The 19,328-nt window shown below is 64.5% G+C and carries 19 protein-coding genes; 7 read left to right on the top strand and 12 right to left on the bottom strand.

The genetic code is table 11. The features are described from left to right. Positions 1-63: 63 nt before the first annotated feature. From JFV30_RS08010 to JFV30_RS07985, 6 genes are all read left to right on the top strand, one after another. On the top strand, positions 64-720 hold the full coding sequence (locus JFV30_RS08010) for an RraA family protein (protein WP_201122944.1): 657 nt from the start codon (positions 64-66) through the stop codon (positions 718-720). Continuing rightward, entirely contained in the window at positions 717-1,946 is a 1,230-nt protein-coding gene (locus JFV30_RS08005; RefSeq protein WP_201122942.1) for a pyridoxal phosphate-dependent aminotransferase, read from the top strand. Before JFV30_RS08010 ends, JFV30_RS08005 begins: the two co-directional genes overlap by 4 nt. 96 nt (positions 1,947-2,042) lie before the next feature. Next, the gene (locus JFV30_RS08000) at positions 2,043-3,380 is read left to right on the top strand and encodes an MFS transporter (protein WP_242487038.1); all 1,338 of its coding nucleotides are present in this window, start codon (positions 2,043-2,045) and stop codon (positions 3,378-3,380) included. A gap of 26 nt (positions 3,381-3,406) precedes the next feature. Then, positions 3,407-4,069, top strand: a complete 663-nt coding sequence (locus JFV30_RS07995) for an RraA family protein (RefSeq protein WP_010175397.1) — start codon at positions 3,407-3,409, stop codon at positions 4,067-4,069. 95 nt (positions 4,070-4,164) lie between these two features. Continuing rightward, positions 4,165-4,722 carry a helix-turn-helix domain-containing protein gene (locus JFV30_RS07990; RefSeq protein WP_201122940.1) on the top strand — a complete coding sequence of 186 codons (558 nt, stop codon included), beginning with the start codon at positions 4,165-4,167 and terminating at the stop codon, positions 4,720-4,722. A gap of 87 nt (positions 4,723-4,809) precedes the next feature. After that, complete coding sequence (locus JFV30_RS07985; protein ID WP_201122938.1) at positions 4,810-5,391, top strand: HD domain-containing protein; 582 nt, start codon at positions 4,810-4,812, stop codon at positions 5,389-5,391. Here the strand turns inward: JFV30_RS07985 and gspD are convergent. The 12 genes from gspD to JFV30_RS07925 form a co-directional block, all read right to left on the bottom strand. Beyond that, positions 5,388-7,595, bottom strand: coding sequence for a type II secretion system secretin GspD (gene gspD, locus JFV30_RS07980; protein WP_201122936.1), 2,208 nt, complete (start codon positions 7,593-7,595; stop codon positions 5,388-5,390). The two genes, JFV30_RS07985 and gspD, sit on opposite strands and share 4 nt — an antisense overlap. Then, positions 7,592-8,116, bottom strand: a complete 525-nt coding sequence (locus JFV30_RS07975; RefSeq protein WP_201122934.1) for a general secretion pathway protein GspN — start codon at positions 8,114-8,116, stop codon at positions 7,592-7,594. The genes gspD and JFV30_RS07975 overlap by 4 nt, the downstream gene beginning before the upstream one ends. Then, a complete protein-coding gene (gene gspM / locus JFV30_RS07970; protein ID WP_201122932.1) occupies positions 8,113-8,724 on the bottom strand; it encodes a type II secretion system protein GspM in 612 nt (203 codons plus the stop codon). The genes JFV30_RS07975 and gspM overlap by 4 nt, the downstream gene beginning before the upstream one ends. Then, positions 8,699-9,736, bottom strand: coding sequence for a PilN domain-containing protein (locus tag JFV30_RS07965; protein WP_201122930.1), 1,038 nt, complete (start codon positions 9,734-9,736; stop codon positions 8,699-8,701). The genes gspM and JFV30_RS07965 overlap by 26 nt, the downstream gene beginning before the upstream one ends. Further along, positions 9,733-10,455, bottom strand: a complete 723-nt coding sequence (locus JFV30_RS07960; protein WP_201122928.1) for a general secretion pathway protein GspK — start codon at positions 10,453-10,455, stop codon at positions 9,733-9,735. Before JFV30_RS07960 ends, JFV30_RS07965 begins: the two co-directional genes overlap by 4 nt. Next, positions 10,452-11,072 carry a prepilin-type N-terminal cleavage/methylation domain-containing protein gene (locus JFV30_RS07955; protein ID WP_201122926.1) on the bottom strand — a complete coding sequence of 207 codons (621 nt, stop codon included), beginning with the start codon at positions 11,070-11,072 and terminating at the stop codon, positions 10,452-10,454. Before JFV30_RS07955 ends, JFV30_RS07960 begins: the two co-directional genes overlap by 4 nt. Continuing rightward, entirely contained in the window at positions 11,069-11,440 is a 372-nt protein-coding gene (locus JFV30_RS07950) for a type II secretion system protein (RefSeq protein WP_201122924.1), read from the bottom strand. The genes JFV30_RS07955 and JFV30_RS07950 overlap by 4 nt, the downstream gene beginning before the upstream one ends. Further along, positions 11,437-11,868, bottom strand: a complete 432-nt coding sequence (locus tag JFV30_RS07945; protein WP_169387714.1) for a GspH/FimT family pseudopilin — start codon at positions 11,866-11,868, stop codon at positions 11,437-11,439. The genes JFV30_RS07950 and JFV30_RS07945 overlap by 4 nt, the downstream gene beginning before the upstream one ends. Then, positions 11,868-12,293, bottom strand: coding sequence for a type II secretion system major pseudopilin GspG (gspG, locus tag JFV30_RS07940; RefSeq protein ID WP_201122922.1), 426 nt, complete (start codon positions 12,291-12,293; stop codon positions 11,868-11,870). Before gspG ends, JFV30_RS07945 begins: the two co-directional genes overlap by 1 nt. A gap of 20 nt (positions 12,294-12,313) precedes the next feature. Then, positions 12,314-13,516 (bottom strand): type II secretion system inner membrane protein GspF, encoded by a 1,203-nt coding sequence (gene gspF, locus JFV30_RS07935; RefSeq protein ID WP_201122920.1) that lies wholly within the window; start codon positions 13,514-13,516, stop codon positions 12,314-12,316. Further along, positions 13,513-15,249 (bottom strand): type II secretion system ATPase GspE, encoded by a 1,737-nt coding sequence (gene gspE, locus JFV30_RS07930; protein WP_201122917.1) that lies wholly within the window; start codon positions 15,247-15,249, stop codon positions 13,513-13,515. Before gspE ends, gspF begins: the two co-directional genes overlap by 4 nt. A gap of 591 nt (positions 15,250-15,840) precedes the next feature. Beyond that, positions 15,841-16,881 carry a LacI family DNA-binding transcriptional regulator gene (locus tag JFV30_RS07925; RefSeq protein ID WP_201122915.1) on the bottom strand — a complete coding sequence of 347 codons (1,041 nt, stop codon included), beginning with the start codon at positions 16,879-16,881 and terminating at the stop codon, positions 15,841-15,843. Positions 16,882-17,086: 205 nt separating this feature from the next. Between JFV30_RS07925 and JFV30_RS07920 the strand changes: the two genes are divergently transcribed. Next, positions 17,087-19,327, top strand: coding sequence for a TonB-dependent receptor (locus tag JFV30_RS07920; RefSeq protein ID WP_201122913.1), 2,241 nt, complete (start codon positions 17,087-17,089; stop codon positions 19,325-19,327). Position 19,328 lies beyond the last annotated feature (1 nt).

Genomic DNA, 19,328 nt, shown 5'->3' with positions numbered 1-19,328 from the left:
TCGTAATATACCTATCAAAGCGACTCGCTGACACTGGCCGCCTCCGTCACCCGAGGCTTGCCCATGACCGCTGACCACTTGCTCGACCGCCTGGCCGCACTGGACACCAATACCGTGTCCGACGCCCTCGACTTTCTCGGCCTGCAAGGCGCCACAGTGGGCCTGCGCCCGCTGTGGAACTGCCCGAAGATCGTCGGTCGCGCCAGTACCGTATTGCTCGGCCCCAAGTCCGACGCGGCCCCCACGGTGCACCTGATCACGCCGGTGATCGAACAGGTGGAGAGCCGCGACCGGGTGCTGGTGATTGCCGGCGGCATCGAGGGCATTTCCTGCTGGGGCGACATCATCGCCAACGCGGCGTCGCGCAAACACATACGCGGCACGGTGATCGACGGGTTCAGCCGTGATATCGACGGTAGCGAGGCCATCGGCTACCCGGTGTACGGGCGCGGCGTGACCATGATCAGCGCACGCAACCGCGTGGTGCAGCTCGATGCCGGCGTGCCCCTCAGCGTTGCGGGCGTCAGCGTCAGCGAGGACGACTATGTGATCGCCGATGTGTGCGGCACGGTGTTCGTGCCCCAGGCGATGATCGAAAAGGTCCTGGACCTCGGCGAGCGCATCGCCCGCCGCCAGGACGGCATGGTGCAGGCGGTGCGCAGCGGGCGCTCGGTGGTCGAGGTGATGCACGACGCACAGTTCGAGGCGATCACCCAATGAGCCCCGATATCCAGCGGCTCAACCCGCGCCTGGCCAGCGCGCAACCGTCTGCCACCTATCGCATCATGGACCGCGTGGCAGAACGCCGGGCGCAAGGTGCACAGATCATCTCGCTGTGCGCCGGCGAGCCGGATTTCGATACGCCGGCGCACATCCGCGAAGCCGCGATCCAGGCCATTGAAAACGGCCATACCCGCTACACCCAGGTGGCGGGTGCCCGCGCCCTGCGCGAAGCGGTGGCGGCGAAGTTCCGGCGTGAAAACGGCCTGGACGTGTCCTGGCAGGACACCCTCGTGTGCAACGGCGGCAAACAGGTGATCTACAACGCCCTGGCGGCCACCCTCAACGACGGCGACGAGGTGATCGTGCCCGCGCCGTACTGGGTCAGCTACCCGGAGATGGTGCAGCTGTGCGGCGGCGAAGCGCGCATCGTCACCTGTGATGCCGACAGTGGGTTCAAGCTGACAGCCGAGGCGCTGGCCACGGCGATCACCCCGCAGACCCGCTGGCTGATCCTCAATTCGCCCTCCAACCCGACGGGTGCGGTGTACAGCGAGGACGAGTTGCGGGCACTCGCAGCGGTGTTGTTGGCCCACCCGCAGGTGCTGATCCTCGCCGATGACATCTACGAGCACCTGATTTTCGACGGCCAGCCATTTCGTACCCTGGCCCAGGTTGAACCGCAGCTGGCACCGCGCACATTGACCATGAACGGCGTGTCCAAGGCCTACGCCATGACCGGCTGGCGCATCGGTTTCGCCACCGGGCCGCGCTGGTTGCTGGAGGCCATGGAAAAGCTGCAAGGCCAGCAAACCTCCGGCGCCTGCTCGATCTCGCAACAGGCGGCCCTCGCTGCACTGGAAGGCCCCAAGGACTTCATCCGCGACAGCCGCGTGGCGTTCCAGGCGCGCCGGGATTTGATGGTCGACCTGCTGAACGACACCCCGGGCCTGGGGTGCATCCGCCCCGCCGGCGCGTTTTATGCGTTTGCCTCCTGCGCGGCGCTGATCGGGCGTACCTCGGCGGGCGGGCGCGTGCTGCACAGCGATGAAGACGTGGCCCTGGCGCTGCTCGATGAGGCCAATGTGGCCGTGGTCCACGGCAGCGCCTTTGGCCTGGGGCCGTACCTTCGCATCGCCTATGCCCTGGATGATGCCTCGTTGCGCCAGGCGTGCGAGGCAATCCGCGGCTTCTGCAGCAGCCTGCTGACTGAAGAGGAAAAGTGATGAATTTACATAAATAAATATCGCTAATGGTGGCGTTCGGCCCTTCATAAGATTAGGGCCGAACAGGACAACACTCACAACAACAAGGTCCGCCCCATGTCTATGCCTGAAGTCATAAAACCCGCTGTGCGCAGCCAATACCGCTGGGTGGTTGCGGCGCTGATTTTCCTGATCTACACCGTGGCCGCGGCCGACCGGGCCAACCTCGGCGTGGCGCTGCCGTTTATTCGCCAGGAATTTGAAATGAGCAATGCCCAGGCCGGCGGTCTCGTCAGCCTGTTCCTGCTGGCTTACGCCCTGGCGCAACTGCCTTCGGGATTTGCCTTCGGCCGCTTTGGCGTGAGCCGCATCCTCCCGGGGGCCATGGTGCTGACCTCGTTGCTGACCGGCCTGGTGGGCACCGCCAGCTCACTGCTGGCGCTGAAACTCTATCGCCTGGGGCTGGGCGTCGCCGAGGGCCCGTTGCCCATCAGCATGACCACCACCATCAACAACTGGTTTCCGGCGCGGGAAAAAGGCACTGCGTCGGGGATCTTTCTCTCGGCGGTGAAGTTCGGGCCGGTGATCGTGCCGCCGCTGTGCGCCGTGATCATTTCGGTGTGGGGCTGGCGCGAGATTTTCTACTTCTTTGCCATCCCCGGCATCGTGCTGGCGGTGGTCTGGTACTTCATGGTCGCCGACCACCCGTCCCGCAGCCGCTTCGTCAATCAAGCCGAACTCCAGTACATCGTCGAAGACACGGCAATCACCCAGACCGCCCGCGTGCACAAGACCCCGGCCTGGGTGGAAAAGCTCGACCGGATGATTCGCACCCGCGATGAAAAGCGCCTGGAAACCAACCGCGAGGTGTTCAAATCCTGGAACGTCTGGGGCTGCGCCACCAGCTATTGCTTCCAGCTCGGCGTCTCCAGCGTGCTGCTGGCATGGATCCCGACCTACCTGATGACGGTCAAGCAGTTCTCGATCATGAACATGGGCCTGGTCTCGGCAGCGCCCTGGGTGGGTGCGGTGCTGGGCAACCTGCTGGGTGGCTGGTGCTCCGACCGCCTGATGGGCGGGCGCCGCAAGCCGGGCATGCTGCTGTCGGCGGTCGGTACCTCGTTGATGATGTACCTGCTGATCAACTCACCGGCCGAGCCCCTGCCCTATGGCTTGCTGCTGATGCTGACCGGCGTGGTGTTGAGCCTCGGCTTCTCCTCCTACATGGTCTACCCGATGGGCCCGACCACCAAGAAGACCTTCCCGATTTCCAACGCCATCGTGAACATGATCGGCCAGCTCGGCGCCGCTGCAACACCCTTCACCACCGGCCTGCTGCTGGACAACTACGGCTGGAACTACGTGTTCGCCTGGCTGGCGATCGGCTCGTTCATCAGCTTCATCATTTTGCTGACCATCGCCGAGCCGCGCCCGGCCTCTCTCCACCCGAACTGATTTGTCACCACCACAAGGAGTTACCCATGTCGCCCCAAGACCAAGAATTGGTTGCCTTGTTTGCAGGCCTGGACACCCCGGGCGTGTCCGACGCCCTGGACAAACTCGGCCTGCCCGGCCAATGCCTGGGGATCATGCCCCTGGACAACTATCGCCAGGTGGTGGTCGGCCCGGCCTTCACCGTGCGCTACGTCAGCGCCAGCACCCCGCCGGGCACGGTCGGCGACTTTGTCGATGACGTGGCCGAAGGCGATGTGGTGGTGATCGACAATGACGGGCGCACCGACTGCACCGTGTGGGGCGACATCATGACCCAGTACGCCGGCAGCCAGCGGATCGCCGCGACCGTGATCGATGGCGTGTGCCGCGACGTGAGCAAGGCGCTGGGCGACGGCTACCCGTTGTTCACCAAGGGCCGGTTCATGCGCACCGGCAAGGACCGGGTTGAAGTGGCGTCGGTGAACCAGCCGGTTTCCATCGGCCAGGCCCGCGTATGCGCCCGGGACATTGTGGTCGCCGATGCCAACGGCGTGGTGATCGTGCCCCGCGAGCGCGCCCATGAAGTAGCGGCCTGCGCGCGCTCGATTGAAGCGGTGGAAGCGCGTATCCGGGCGCTGCTGGATGAAGGCAAATCGCTGCGCGAAGCGCGGGCAGCGCTGGGCTATCACACCCTGCAACGCAAGGGCTGACACGCGCCGGGCCACCGCGCTTATCCAGTGGATTTGCGCTGTGGCCCCTGCATTCATCACACTGGCCGCCCTCACCGCCTTTCCCGGAATCCGAAATGTCCGACCTGCTGCTCAAGCCTGCCCTGCCCGGCATAGCGCTGAGGCGATGGCGTCTGCTGCACCGCGTCAAACAGACTCACGCCGCCGAGATGTTCAACGTCACCCAATCGACCATTTCCCGCTGGGAAAGTGGCGTGCAGGCCATGGAGCCCGCAGCACACCAACAACTTGAACAGTTGCTGGCTGCACGTCTGGAGGCCTCTGCCGATCAGGCACTCGCGCGACTGGTCAAGGAAAACCCACGGCCCATGCACCTGGTATGTGACCTGACCCACCGCTTGCTGGCCTGCTCGGGCTCCCGTGCCGCCGAGTTCAGCAGCCCGCTGGCCGACCTTCTGGGGCATTCGCTGTGGCGCTTCGTAACCCCGGAAATCCTGCGCATGGAATCCGCACTGGATGACTCGGGATGGCGCGACAGCCTCGCGCCACCGGCCCTGGAGTTCATCACCGGCACCAACGACTCCACGGTCGTGCCAATCCGCCAGAGCCTGTGCCGCTGGACTCGCATCACGCTGAGCGATGGCACCGCAGCGCGCCTGGTCGAGACCCTCTGACCGCCCGGCGCATATTTTATGCGTGGACGGCCCGCCCCACCGCGCCTAGTCTTGAATCCTTGACCGCGATCCCGCCGGGGCATATTCATGGACATCAAAAAACTCAAGGGCCGCCTCGACTTCCTGCGCGAAGCGGAAAAACTCAAGGACGTGCTCCGAAGCGCGCACACCTCTTCAGGGCGCACTGAAAGTACCGCGGAACACAGCTGGCGCCTGTGCCTGATGGTGATGACGTTCGAGGATGAACTGGCCGGCCTCGACCTGCTGAAAATCCTCAAGATGTGCGTCATCCACGACTTGGGAGAAGCCATCCACGGCGACATCCCGGCAGTCAATCAGGCGCTGTTCCCAAACAAGAGCCAGCAAGAGCACTACGACCTGCTGCTGTTAACCCGGGCACTGGATGAGCCGTTGCGCGCCGAGATCCTGGCCCTGTGGGACGACTACGAAAACGCCCGGTCTGCCGAGGCCAGGGCCGTCAAGGCGCTGGACAAACTGGAGACCCTGCTGCAACACAACCAGGGCCTGAACCCGCCGGACTTCGACTACGCGTTCAATCTGGCCTATGGCAAGAAACACACCAGCGCCGAGCCGATTTTCGAGACGCTGCGCGAGATCATCGACCAGGATACACAAGCGAAAATCCACTCGCCCGGCAGCGGGAACTAGTTGGCCGGTCGCAACAGCTGCATCTGCTGGCGGTAGTCATCCGTCACCTGCCGCGACTGGCCGCTGCTGGTAATCACCCGGGGCGTGATCAGCACGATCAATTCGGTGCGGTCTTTTGATTTGCTGGTGTTGCCAAACAACCAGCGCAGCCCGGGGATTTTCCCCAGGTAGGGCACGGCGCTGACACTCTCGGCGTTGTCCTGCTTGATCAGCCCGCCGAGCAACACGGTCTGGCCGCTTTGCACCGCCACCTGGGTCGACACCGAGCGCGTGGAGATCCGCGGGTTGTTGGGCGTATCGCTGCTGTTGGTGGTCGGGTTCTCGGCGTCGCTGACCTGCTGCTGAATGTCCATATACACCAGGCCGCCCGGGTTGATGCGCGGCACCACGTCCAGAATCACCCCGGTCTGCACGTATTCGACGCTGCTCAACGTGGTGTCGGAGTTGCCGGTGTTGACCGTGGTCTGGCTGATGGGGATGTTGTCGCCCACCTGGATCTGCGCCGGCTGGTTGTTCATCACCACCAGCGACGGCGCCGACAGCACTTGGGTGCGGCCATTGGTTTCCAGGGCGTGCAAGGCCACTTGCAGGTTGGAGCTGACGAAGGAATAGAACAGCGAATCGGCGCCCAACCCCGCCCCGCCACCGCCCAGCGCGCCCTGGCTGCCGGGGGTGTTGGCTACCGTGGTGCTGGTGGAATTGCCCGCCAGCCGCCCCAGGTACCATTGCACCCCGAGGTCCAGCTCGCCGGTGAGTTTGACTTCGAGGATGCGCGTCTCGATCTGCACTTGCAGCGGCGGGTTGTCGAGGCGCTTGATCGCCGACTCGATTTCCTTCCACTGCACGGGGCGGGTGCGCACCAGCAACTGGTTACTGCTTTTTTGCGCGGTGATCCGGGTGCCGGCGTCGAGGCTTTTGGTGGCCGCGCCCTGCTCCGCACCGTCACTGTCTTCGCTGGCGGCCGGGGCCGGGTCTTCAGCCTCACTGGCGGGCGGGTTATTGCCGCTGTTGTCCAGGCCACCCGGGGTGCTGCCACCGGTGTTGAGTGACGACAAGGTTGCGGTGCGCAACCCCGGCGCCACCTTGGCCGGGGTGTCGTCCTTGATCGCGCCGGTGCCGTAGATTTGCCGCAGGTACTTGGCGAGGTCGGTGGCCTTCATGTTGCGCACGTCGTAGACGTACATCTGCGGTTCGTTGCCGCCGCCTTCGTCGATGGTGTGAATCCAGTCGCCGACTTCGCTGAGGTACTGCGGCTGGGACGAGATCGCCACCACCGAGTTGGTCCGCTCAATCGGCAAAAACCGCACCATGCCCGCCAGGGGCATGCCGCTGTCGGGGCCGAACATTTTCTGCAGTTCGGGCATCAACTCGGCCACCGAGGCCCGTTGCAAACCGAACACCCCCACCGACATGCCTTTGAGCCAGTCGACGTCAAAGGTGTCGATGGTGTCCTGGTAGTTGGCCAACTCATCCGGCGTGCCGGCCAGGCTCAGCACATTGCGCGCCGGGTCCACCAGCAGGAACGCGTTTTCCCGGGCGAACGGCTTGAGCAGTTTCTGCATTTCCGTGGCCGAGATATAGCGCAGCGGAAACAGCCGCGCCGAGAGCCCGCTGGAGGGCTGGGACACGCTCATTTCCGGCACCAGCTTGCCCGCCACGGCCTGGTTGGCCGGCAGGATCACGTAGCGCTGGCCCTGGCGGATCATTGCGTTATCGGTCCACGACAGCAGGGTTTCGAGGATCGACAACGCCTGCTGCTTGTTCACCGGTTTTGAGGTGGAAAAGCTCACGTTGCCCTTCACGCCCTGGGCAATGCTGTAGTTCTCGTGCAACAGGTCGCCCATCACGCTGTTGATCACCGCTTCAATCGGCTGGTCGGCGAAGTTGAACACGATGTCGCCACTGGCCTCATCCTTGACCGCAGGCGCCGGCGCGGGCGCGGGCTGGCGCACAAACTGCTGGTTGCCGCGAATCAACTGGCGCTGGGGCGGCGTGGGCGTCCGGGATTGGCGACTGTCAGCAGCAGGCGGCTCGCTGGCCGGGTCCACGGGCGGTCGTTGTGAGCCAGTGCCCTGCATCGCCTCGTGAAGCAAGGCGTCGTCCGGGTCGAGGTGATCGGGGAGTGACCCACAGCCGCCCAGGGAGACGGCAGTGGCCAGGCAAAACACAGTGGTGCGCAAGGCGCCGGGGCAAGTATCGATCAAGGGGCGGGCTCGTGAGGAAGGGAAATCGGTGGCGTGGTGGACGGCGGCGGCAAACGCGGGACACTGAGGCTCAGGACCTGCGTGCGTCCATCCAGCACAAAACGGGCGTGCAACGGTGTCAGGTGTTCCAGGCGCCAGCCATTGGGCAAGGTCTGGCCCTGATGGACTTTGAGTGGCGGGCCTTCCGCTCGCGTGAACAGCGCGACCCGCAGGTCGCCGTCCAGCAGCACACCGCTGAGCTTCAGGCTCGACAGGCTGGAAATCTCGGCCTGGCCAACGGCGGCATCGGGGCTGCGGTCGGGGCTGAACAACGGCGCCTGCCAGGTGCCGGCGAGGCTTTCCAGGGTCGCGTTCGGGGCGACAAGCACCTTGGCCGAGGCATTGGCGCGCGCCGTGCCGGCGGGCTCATCCAGCCACTGCGGCGCATCGCCGATGCTGCTCAGGATGCCCACCATCAGCAGGCCCAGCAGCCCGGCCACACCAAGCAAGCCCCACTCCAGGGGGCGCAACGCATTGATCATCGGCGGGCCTGCGTGGCGATTGCCGGTTGCAGATAGCCGCGCACCAGCAGGTGCACCACCAGCTTTCCGGCGCCACCGCTGGCCGGGGCATTCGGCCCGCGACGGATGCTCATTTCATCCACGAACAGGAACGGCCGCTGGTACTCCAGTTCATGCAGGATTGCGGTCAGGGGCTCGATGGCGCAGTTGAGGGTCAGGCTGACTTTTACCTGGCGATAGGGCTCGGTGTCGTCCTGCTCCGGGGTGATGGGCATGCGCTGGGTCAGGCTGCACCCGCCGCCGAGGCTGGCGCGGCGGCTGATCAGGTCGGCGATGCGCTGCATCAGGTCGGCCGCCACGGCGCTGGGGTCATCCCCGGGCAACAGGCTGGTGCTGCTGGCCGGGTCCTGGCGGGCTTGCTCCAGTTGCTCGCGCAAGGCGACGCCCTGGTGCAGCAGGCCGGCGTAGCGTTGCTGTTGTTCGCGCAGCTGTTCGGCTTGCTCGCCCATGGCACGCAATGGTCCGGCGAACCAGCTGTCGATCAGCAGCCAGTAAGCGCTGCCGAGCACCAGCGCCAGCACCAGCAAGGCCGCGCCGCGACGTTCACGGGGTGTCAGTGGTCGGCGCATCGGCGGCCTCCTGGTGCAAGTGGGCGCTCAAGGAAAACTGATCCTTGCCGGTTTGCGCATCGGGTTGGATCACCCCTTCGAACTGGGCGTTTTCCAGGCTGTGACAGGCCTTGATCCGGGTGATCAAGGCACTCGCCTTGGCGCTCTGCCCGGAGAAGGAAACGTCGGCGCCGTGGTTGACGTCCAACTGGTCGATCCAGGTGTCGGCGGGCAGGCACGCGGTCAGTTCATTGAGCAGTGCAGCCAGCGGCGGTTGTGCCGACTTGCGGCGAATCAGGTACTGCGCGGCGCCACGGGTGTTGAGCAATTGCTGGCGCAGGCGCTGGATCTCCGCGACCTGGGCTTTTTGCTGCTGCACCTGCTCATGCATGACGTCGAGCACCCGCTGGCGGTCGTTGAGCCACAGCAGCATCGCCGCAATCAGCAACGCGCCGCACAGCCACGGCAAGCTGCGTTGCAAGCCCTTCCCGGCCGGGCGCTGGCGGGGGCGGAGCGGAGCCGGCAGCAAATCGATGCCCATTGCGTTCACATCCACCGCGTGGGGCTGCAGGCCGAGGCCGGCGCAGTCCACCAGGATCTGGTCCAGACGCGCTCGCAGGATCGCCACCAGGGTCACCTGCACGTGCGTGGCGGTGCGCCGCTCCTGACGGGCCACGAAGTACAACTGCCCGGCCTCGAACGGGGTAAAGCGGTCCAGCTCGTAACCCACCACCGTCGACAGGTTGCGCGCCGCCGCCAGGGGCAACTGCAGGGTTTGCAGCAGTACCGCCGAGGGCGCAAGCACCAGCACCTGGCGCACTTCGCCGGGGGGCTTGGCCACCGGCTCGGTCAAGGGCCAGTGGTAGCGGTGCTCGGGGATGTCGTGGAGCGACAGCCACGCCGGCAGGCAGCCACGCAGCTCCTTGAGCCACAGCCGCCAACCCAATTGCAGCAAACTGCCGTGCCAGCGCCGGGTGAGCGGTGCTGCCAGCTGTTGAAGGCGCGCCACGGGCGCTGAAAGGTCTGGATTCATTCTTGCCAACGCAGCACCCGATAAGGTTGTGCGCTTCCCTCCGATGGGCTCAATAACACGGTGGTGCGTAACCGGGCGTGGTAACCGCCGGGGCGTTGCGCGCGGCTGTCGATCACCAGCACGTCACCGGGGTCGGCGCCCACCGCGCTCTGCCGTGGCAGGTCCAGGGCGTGGCGCATCAACGGGCTGGCGAAGGCGGGATCGGGCCGGTCCAGGCCACTCCACAGGCTGATTTCCGGGGCGAGCCGGCTGTACAGCGCCTGGGTCATGCCAGGCAATTGCCGCACTTCCTCCACCACCCGGAACGGTGCCAGGCCTTCGTTGCGCCGCGCCTCCAGGTCCTTGGCCAGCCGGTTTGCCTGGGCCTGGGTGGCGCCGCAGGCCAGGGCCAGGCGGGCAAAATCGGTGGGCTCGGCGCTGTTCAAATACAACTTGCCGCGCTCGCTGTGCAGGCTCACCTGCAACTGCGCGTCATCAAATACCAGGGGCATTTCCCGGCCATCGGCAATCCACTGTTTACGCTGCAAGGGATCGGCCAGCGCCTGCAGGGCCAACGCCACGCCCGCCTCCGCCGCCAGCAGCGCCTGGGTGTGCTGGCGATGCCACAGGGCCTGGCGAGTCTCCAATTGCACCCAACCGGCCAGGCCGCCCACCAGCAGGCTGAGCAACGCCAGCACCCACAGCACCAGCAGCAGTGCAACGCCGCGCTGGTGCTTCATTCGCCTGCCCCCGCACTGGAGAGATTCAGCCGCAGGGCGACCACCTGGGTCACCCACGGCACCGGCCCGTTGACCCGCGCCGCAATGCGCACCGCGTACGGCAGGCGCTTGGTCCACGGCCAGTCATTGATCCAGCCCGTGGCCTGGCCCTTGGGCGACACGCCGCGATAGCTGAATTGCAGGGCCTCGACGTTCCTCAGCAACACCTGCGGCTCGCTGCGGGTGGCCGGCACACTCACCTGGGCGCTGGACTCAAACCGCGCGAACGCCACCTGCAACTGGCGCTCCGCCAACTGCAAGGTGAAGCGCTGGATGCCGCCACCGAGCACGCCCGGCAAGGTCGCGACGAATTGCAGGCGCTGGGCAGAGCCGACGAAAAAGCCGTTGGTCTGACTGTCGTCCTCGGTCACGTCCAGGGGCAGCGCCTCGCTGACGGTTGTGCGCAGGAACTGTTGGGCGGCGCGCATTTCATCCAGGCTGACGGTGTAGCGCTGGGCCTTGAGCACGGCGCGGTTGGCGCCCAGCAACGCACCGCCCACCAGCACCAGCAACATGCCCAGCAAGCCGAGCACGACCATGATCTCCAGCAAGGTAAAGCCCTGTTGACGCTGATTCACAGGCCGGCCCCGTCAGTGGCGGCGCGCAGCTTCAAGGTGCTGAACCGCGCCTGGCGCCGGGCCTCGCTGACGGTCAGGTCGAGGCGAAACAAACGCGGCTGACCGATGGCGGTCGGCTGCTGGGCGATGGTCAGTTGCCAATCGATACCCTCGTCCAGACGTCCCTGGCGCGTGCCGCTGACCAGCGGGCCCGACGCTTCCTGATCCATCACGCTCAACGCGGCATGGGTCAGACGGTCGCTGTGGGCCACCTGCAACAACGCGCGCGCGCTCTGGCCAAATGCGACCAGCAACACCGTGCTGCAGATCGCCATAAGGGTCAGTGCGGCGAGCATCTCCAACAAGGTGAAACCCGACTGGCGATTCATCGCACTGCCTCGGACTGCACGCTGCCCGTCAGCCAGCCAATATCGATGCGCCAACGCCGCGTGCCATTGGCCAACAAGAGGTTGCCGCCGGTGGAACTGCCGTCGGGGTAAAACTCCACTGCCGAGCCTGCATGCTCGGCGGTGTGCAGGGTCACGTGCAGGTCGGCCGGCCAGTGCCTGGCAGGTCGGCCCGGCGCCTGGAAGCTCAGGTGGGCCAAGTCAAATACGGTTTTGGCCGGCGTGCCGCTGATAACCGCCCGCGCCCGCGTGCTGCGCAAGGCATCGACGATCTGCCCGACCGCCTGGCGCTCTTTGGCAACCTGCAGGCCCTGTTGCAGGCCAAATCCCACCAACCCGGCGGCGATGCTGATCAAGATGATCACCACCAGCATTTCCAGCAGGGTAAAACCACGTTGGAGGGCAGGCATTATTCCCAGTTGCCCAGGTCGGCGCTGTAGCCTTCGCCGCCGGGCTGGCCGTCCTGACCGTAGAAGATCAGGTCGAAGGCGCCATGTTCACCCGGAAAGCGATAGCCAAAGGCATGGCCGAACGGGTCCTTGAGGTCTGAAGGTTTGGCGTATGGCCCGGCCCAGCCGGCGGTGTTGCCGGGCTTGTCGACCAGTTGCTGCAAGCTGTTGGGCGGCGAACCGACGTCCAGGCCGTAGCTCTCGATCTTCATGCTCAGGCTGGCCAGTTGCGCCTTGCCTGCGCCGTATTTGCCCTTGTCGACGTTACCGCCCACCTGGCGCACCACGATGGTGGCGACGATGCCCAGCAGCACGATCACTGCGAGCATTTCCAGCAAGGTGAACCCGCCTTGGCGGCGGGCGGGTTTGAAACGGGTATGGCGCATCGGCTTGCTTCCTTGGGTCTTCATATATTGCTGGTCAGGCTCATCAGCGGCAGCATGATCGCCAGCATGATCACCGCCACCAGCACCGCCATGACCACGGTCAGGGACGGCACCAGCGCGGCCAGCAGGCGGTCGATGCCGCGTTTGGCTTCGACGTCGAACACGTCGGCGACCTTGAGCAGCATGCTGTCCAGTTCACCGGCCTGTTCGCCGACTTCAATCATTTGCAGGGCCAGGTCCGGCAACAGCGGCTGGCTGCCAAACGCGCTGGCCAGGGTGCCGCCACCCTTCACCGACTCGGCGGCGTGGGCGACTTGTGCCTGCAACGCACGGTTGGTGCAGACCTGACGGGCGATCACCAAGGCTTGCAGCAGCGCCACGCCGTTGCTCAGCAAGGTGCCGAGGGTACGGGCCAGGCGTGCGGCTTCGACCCGTTGCAACAGCGGGCCGATGAGACGAATACCGAGCACGCGCCGGTCATACGTTTCGCGGTGCAGAGGATTACGCAGGTACGCCGCCAGGCCCCAGCTCACCGCGATCAACCCGGCGAACACCGCCAGGCCATAGGCGCCGAGGAACTGCCCGAGGTCCAGAATCACTTCAGTGATCAGCGGGATTGGTACGCCCAGGTCCTTGAAGATCGGCACGAACTGCGGCACCACATAAGCCAGCAACAGCGCCAGCGAACCGAGCACGCCGACCACCAGGAACGCGGGATAGATCAGGGCGTTGATCACTTCGCCCCTCAATAACTGTCTGCGTTCCAGGTAGTCGCTGAGCTGGCGCAGGGTGTGCTCCAGCGCACCGCCTGCCTCGCCGGCGCGGACCATGCTCAGGTACAGCGGCGAGAACTGGCTGCCCTCCTCCTCCAGCGCCGCCGACAACGGCTTACCGGCTTTGACGTGCTCGCGGATGCGCTCGATCAGTGCACGGGTCTGCGGTTGGCCGGGCTGCTTGAGCAGGATGCCCAGGGAGCGTTCCAGCGGCTGGCCCGCCCCCAGCAGCGTGGCCAGTTGTTGGGTAAAGCTGACCAGCGCCGCGCCGTTCAACTGGCCGCGCCCGAACGCATTACGCAGTCCTTGGGCACCGGCGGCATCGATCTGCAACAGCAACAGGCCGCGCTTGTGCAGCGCGGCGATGGCGGCGGCCTGGTCCCTGGCTTCGACGGTGCCGTTTTGCGCGAGGCCCTGGCTGTCCAGGGCGCGGTATTTGAACAGGTTCACGCGCCCTCTCCACGGGTGACGCGCAGCACTTCTTCCAAGGACGTGACACCCGCCAGCGCCTGGCGCAGGCCCTCTTCATGCAGGGTACGCAGGCCACCACGGCGAGCGGCCTGCTCGAGGGTGGCGGCGTCGGCCTGGCGCATCAACAGGCTGCGCAGTTCGTCATTCATCACCAGCAATTCGGTGATTGCACTGCGACCGTGGTAACCGCCGCCGAGGGTGTTGGCGCGGGGCCGGTACAGCAGGATCGGACGCTGGTCGGTGAAGCGGTCGAGGCGGTGTTCCCGGATCAATTCCGGTGGCGCTTCGAACGCCTCGCGGGTCGCCGGGTCGAGGCGGCGCACCAGGCGCTGGGCGAGGATGCCATTGACGGTCGAGGCGATCAGGTAGCTCTCCACACCCATGTCCAACAGGCGCGTGATACTCGCCGCCGCGCTGTTGGTGTGCAGGGTCGAGAGCACCAGGTGGCCGGTCAGGGAGGACTGGATGGCGATGCGGCAGGTTTCGAGGTCGCGGATCTCACCGATCATGATCACGTCCGGGTCCTGGCGCACGATGGAGCGCAGCGCCCCGGCGAAGTCCAGCCCGATGGCCGGTTTGACCTGAATCTGGTTGATGCCTTCCAGCTGGTATTCCACCGGGTCTTCGACGGTGATGATCTTGCGCTCGGCGGTATTGAGCCGCGACAGCGCGGTGTACAGCGTGGTGGTCTTGCCCGAGCCGGTGGGCCCGGTGACCAGCAGGATGCCGTGGGGCCGTTCGAGCACCTCCAGAAAGGTTTCCAGCCGCCGGCCGTCGAAGCCCAGGCTCGGGAAATCGAACTGCACGGTCTGGCGGTCCAGCAGGCGCATCACCACCGACTCGCCAAAACTGGTGGGCACCGTGGACACCCGCAAATCCAGTTCCTTGCCCTGGATGCGCAACATGATCCGGCCGTCCTGCGGCAGCCGGCGCTCGGCGATGTCGAGGCGCGCCATGATCTTGACCCGGGAAATCACCGCCGCCGAAGAACTCGCCGGCGGCGCTTCGGCTTCGTGCAGCACACCGTCGATGCGGTAGCGCACCTTGAGCTGGTTTTCGAAGGGTTCGATATGGATGTCCGAGGCGCGCTGTTCCACGGCCCGTTGCAGGATCAGGTTGACCAGGCGAATCACCGGGGCTTCGGAGGCCATGTCCTTGAGGTGTTCGATGTCTTCGAGGGCGCCGCCCTGCTCGTCGAGGTTTTCGATCAGGGTGCCCATGGCGGAACGGCCCTGGCCGTAGTAGCGCTCGATCAGGGTTTCGACTTCATTGCGCGGCCCCACTGCCAGCCACACCGGCACGCCGCACGCATACGCCAGGGCCTGGAACGGATACAACAACGCCGGATTGGCCGCCAGCACCCGCACACCACCGTGGCTCCAGCCCACCGGCACCACCTGATAATGGCGCATGAAACGCTCGGTCAGCGCCGGCAGCGGGTCAAGTACGGGCGGTGCGGCGTCGGCCAGCAACAACGGGGCGCCGAGCAAATCGGCCCAGGCCCGCGCCAGTTGCACTTCGGAGACCAGGCCCAGGCGCGTCAGCAGGCCGAGCAAACCGCTGTCGTCGGCGTCCTGGGATAATCGTCGCGCGCGCTCCAGGTCGACGGTTTTCAGGCCGGCTTTTCGCATCAGCCACGCGCACACCTGTTCGGCGTCCGGAATTTGCATTCGGCACGCATCGATGGGTATTGCCGATATGGACTGGGGCATTTGTACAAATCTGAGGGGCTATTTAAAAACCTGTTCCGTGGCACGTGCGGCGCGCGCTGGAACAAGTGCATCCAAACTTAGTTAGAGGTAATTGGCGCAGGCGATGTCCTGACAAGGTAAAGACCCTACACCAAAACATTTTGTATTACAGCCAACTTAATTTATGGCCATTTAGAACTACCGAAAGACGCCACTAGTTGGCCATGACCCCGGAACCGTCGTTTAAAAAATCGACTAACATGTTTAAACTAAGTTCATTAGTGCAGGGAAATATTGCCCACCTCACGCAGAATCCAGCTGCAGCTTGATGCTTAACGGCAATATTTGACCCGTTGACCGCAATTTATCGATTAAAAATGCCATTTCGCAATATCACATAGACACTACTCACCAGAACAGTCCACTCAATCATTACACCTTATACATTGTGAAATTCGCTGTGCTAATTGCAATTAGCCATCGCCCAAAAACCTCACAAAAGACGAACTAGCACCGGTAAAAAACTGACGAACGCGCACCACCCAACGCATGTTTCGGCGTCCGACTTTGAATAACTCGATGTCACAGAGTCCCGAGAAGCCGCAATCAGACTCAGGCGCTCTCACGCTCCATCAAGCCGCACGCCAACAGGTTCAAGCGCTGCACTTCATCCTCTACCGGCAGCACGCCCAGGCTTTCAAGCACCCGCGTCGCCGCCAGCACACCAATCTCCAGGGCAGGCGGCTTGATGGTGCTGAGACTCGGCAAGAGCATTTCGGCAAACGGGTAATCACCAAAGCCGAGCACCGCACACTCCTCGGGGATTTTCAGCCCGGCCCGTTGCCCGGCCAGCAAGCCACCGGCGGCCAGGTTGTCATTGGCGAAGATGATTGCGTCGGGCGGCACGGCAGCGCTCATCAACGCTTGCATGGCTTGCTTGCCCGCCTCAAACGGTGCGCGATCGGCGTCCGGGGCAAACACCCAGGGCTGCAAACCCAGCTCCAGCAGGGTCGCGCTGTAGCCGTCCCGGCGCTCCAGTGCACTGAAGTCCCCCGGCGCGCTGTTCTGCACGAAGGCGATGCGCCGATAACCCTTGCCATGCAGGTAGCGCGCGGCGGTCACGCCCACCTCGTAATGGGAAAAGCCAATCTGCAACGGCTCGCGCCCGGGTTGGTAGTCCCAGGTTTCGACCACCGGGATGTCGGCCTCGGCGATCATCTTCTCGGTGCCCGCACTGTGGAAGCGGCTGGTGAGCACCAACGCCGCCGGCGACCAACCGAGGAACGCGCGCACTGCGTTTTCTTCCTGCTCGGCGCTGAAGTAACTGGACGCCAGCAGCAGTTGATAGCCATGCCGGCTGAGGGTGTCGCTGAAGCCCTGGATGGTATTGGCGAAGATCGGCCCGGAGATGTTCGGGATCACCATCGCGACGATTCTGCCCCGCGCGGACGCCAACCCACCCGCCACCAGGTTGGGCACGTAGCCCAACTCGGCGACCACCGCCGCGATGCGTTCGCGGCGCTCAGGCGAGACCTGCTCCGGCTGGTTGAAATAGCGCGACACGGTAATCGCTGACACACCGGCCTGGCGCGCCACGGTGTTCAAGGTGACACGGCCGGCGCCACGGCGTTTCCGGGGTTTGTCTTCGCTCAAGGGACGATCCTGTTAAAAACCTAAAAGAATATAAAACTAATTTTTTAGTATTTGACGCTCTATGTCACACCTACCAATAATGCCGATGTTAGCGCTACCAAAGCGTTTTGTCTGCTACTCGCTCGAGCGAATGCCCAAGACAGTTTCAACGGCGCTGTCGTCGCAGAACGGCAGCGGTTCAGGGCACATTTCGAGCGGTCAGAGCATGCACACACATTCGGGGCAACCTCAAAAACTTTCGCAATCCATCCGCGCCGCCACCGCGCGCCGCCCCCATCTGGGCTGGCTCCTCGCGGGGCTCGCCGCCCTGCCAATACCCGGTGCATTTGCCGCCGACGAGCAGGAACCCACCCTCAAGCCGGTCACGGTAACGGCCACCCGCCGCGAAGAATCGCTGCAAAAGGTTCCGGTGGCCGTCTCGGTGCTCGATGGCGAACAGCTGGAGCGTGACAATCGCAACGGCGTGGGCAGCATCGTCCAGCAAGTGCCGTCACTGAATTTCCGTACCGGCGCGTCGAACAAAGACACCTCGCTGTTCGTGCGGGGCGTGGGCACGATTTCCACCTCGCCCGGGGTTGAACCCACCGTGGCCACGGTGATTGACGGCGTGGTGTACGCCCGCCCGGGCCAGGCCACTCTCGACCTGCTGGACCTGGAGCGCGTCGAAGTGCTGCGCGGGCCCCAGGGCACGCTGTTCGGCAAGAATGCCTCGGCCGGTGTGCTCAACATCACCAGCAAGGCGCCGACGGCCGAGACCCACGGCTACATCGACCAGTCCTACTACAGCGGCAATGAAAGCCGCACCCGCTTCGGCCTTGGCGGCAGCCTGATTCCCGGTACGCTGAAGGGCTCGATCAGCGGCCTGTTCGGCACCTACGACGGTAACGTCGACAACAAGCACAACGGCCAGGAAGTGAACGGTTACAACCACCAGGGCGTGCGCGGCAAGCTGGAGTTCACCCCCAACGACGACGTGAAACTGACCCTGATTGCCGACTACATGCAGTCCCACGACGACGCACCCAATGGCGTGGTGAGCAAATCCCTGACCCCGGCGTTCGCCAACGCGTTGAACCCGGTGCGCGGGACCAGCGACAACCGCGCCATCAACACCGACACCCGTACCCGCGTCGACGACACCAACAAAGGCTTGTCTGCCCAACTGGACTGGAACCTGGGTGATTACACCCTGACCTCGATCACCGCCTGGCGCGGCTGGGACAACACCCAGTACCAGGACGGCGACCGCCTGGGCGCCGTGACCGCGGCCTTCCCCGGCACCGCCGACAAAGGCCAACTGGCGTTCGACCAATATTCCCAGGAGCTGCGGCTGGCCTCGCCCAAAGGCGAATTCCTCGAATACGTCGGCGGCCTGTTCTACATGCACGGCAAAGACCAGGAAACCTACCAGCGCACCCTCACCACCACCACGCGCACCGACCGTGGCATCGCCGACTACGGCACCACCAGCGACAGCTACGCAGTGTTCGGCGAGACCACGCTGAATTTCACCTCGAGCTTTCGCGGCATCGCCGGCCTGCGCTATACCCACGACGACCTGGAGTACGATCACCGCCGCGTGTCCACCTCGGCCACCACCGTCAGCGGCATTCAACCGGCCACCAGCAGTTCCGGCTCGGTGGATGAAGACGGCTGGTCCGGCCGGCTGGGGGTGCAGTACGACCTGAGCGACACCGTCACCAGCTACCTGACCTACTCGCGCGGGTACAAGGGCCCGGCCTACAACGTGTTCTTCAACATGCAGCCACGGGACACCGACGCGCTGAAGCCGGAAACCTCCAACACCTGGGAAGTCGGGATCAAGGCCACCAGCTGGAACAACCGCCTGACCACCAACCTGGCGATTTTCCACAGCGACTACGACAACTACCAGGCGAACTTCTTCGACACTGTCGCCGGGCAAGTGGTGACGCGCCTGATCAACGCCGGCAGTGTCAGCACCGAAGGCGTCGAACTCGACTACGCCTTGCAGGCCACCCAACAACTCAAACTGTCCGGCGCGCTGGCCTACACCCGTGCCCGCATCGATGAGTTCGCCTGCCCGCCTGGCGCGGCGGCATCGTGCAACGTCAACGGCAAGCCACTGCCCTTCAGCCCGGATTGGAAAAGCTACGTGCGCGCCGACTACAGCATCCCGCTGGACAATGGCCTGGATATCGAACTGGGCACCGACTACAGCTGGCAAAGCGAAGTGCAGTACGACATCAGCCAGAATGTCGACACCAAGCAAGGCGCCTACGGCATCTGGAACGCCAGCGTCGCCCTCGCCGACTACAACAACGGCTGGCGCGTGGCGCTGCTGGCGAAGAACCTCACCGACAAATCCTATTCACCGCTGCTGGCCAGTGGCGGCAGCTACATCTACCGCGCCGTACCCCGTGACGATGAACGTTACTTCGGCGTGCAACTGCGCAAGGATTTCTAAG

It is taken from the genome of Pseudomonas sp. TH32, from assembly GCF_016650855.1.
Lineage (GTDB): Bacteria > Pseudomonadota > Gammaproteobacteria > Pseudomonadales > Pseudomonadaceae > Aquipseudomonas.
This window is presented reverse-complemented; position numbering and strand designations above follow the sequence as displayed.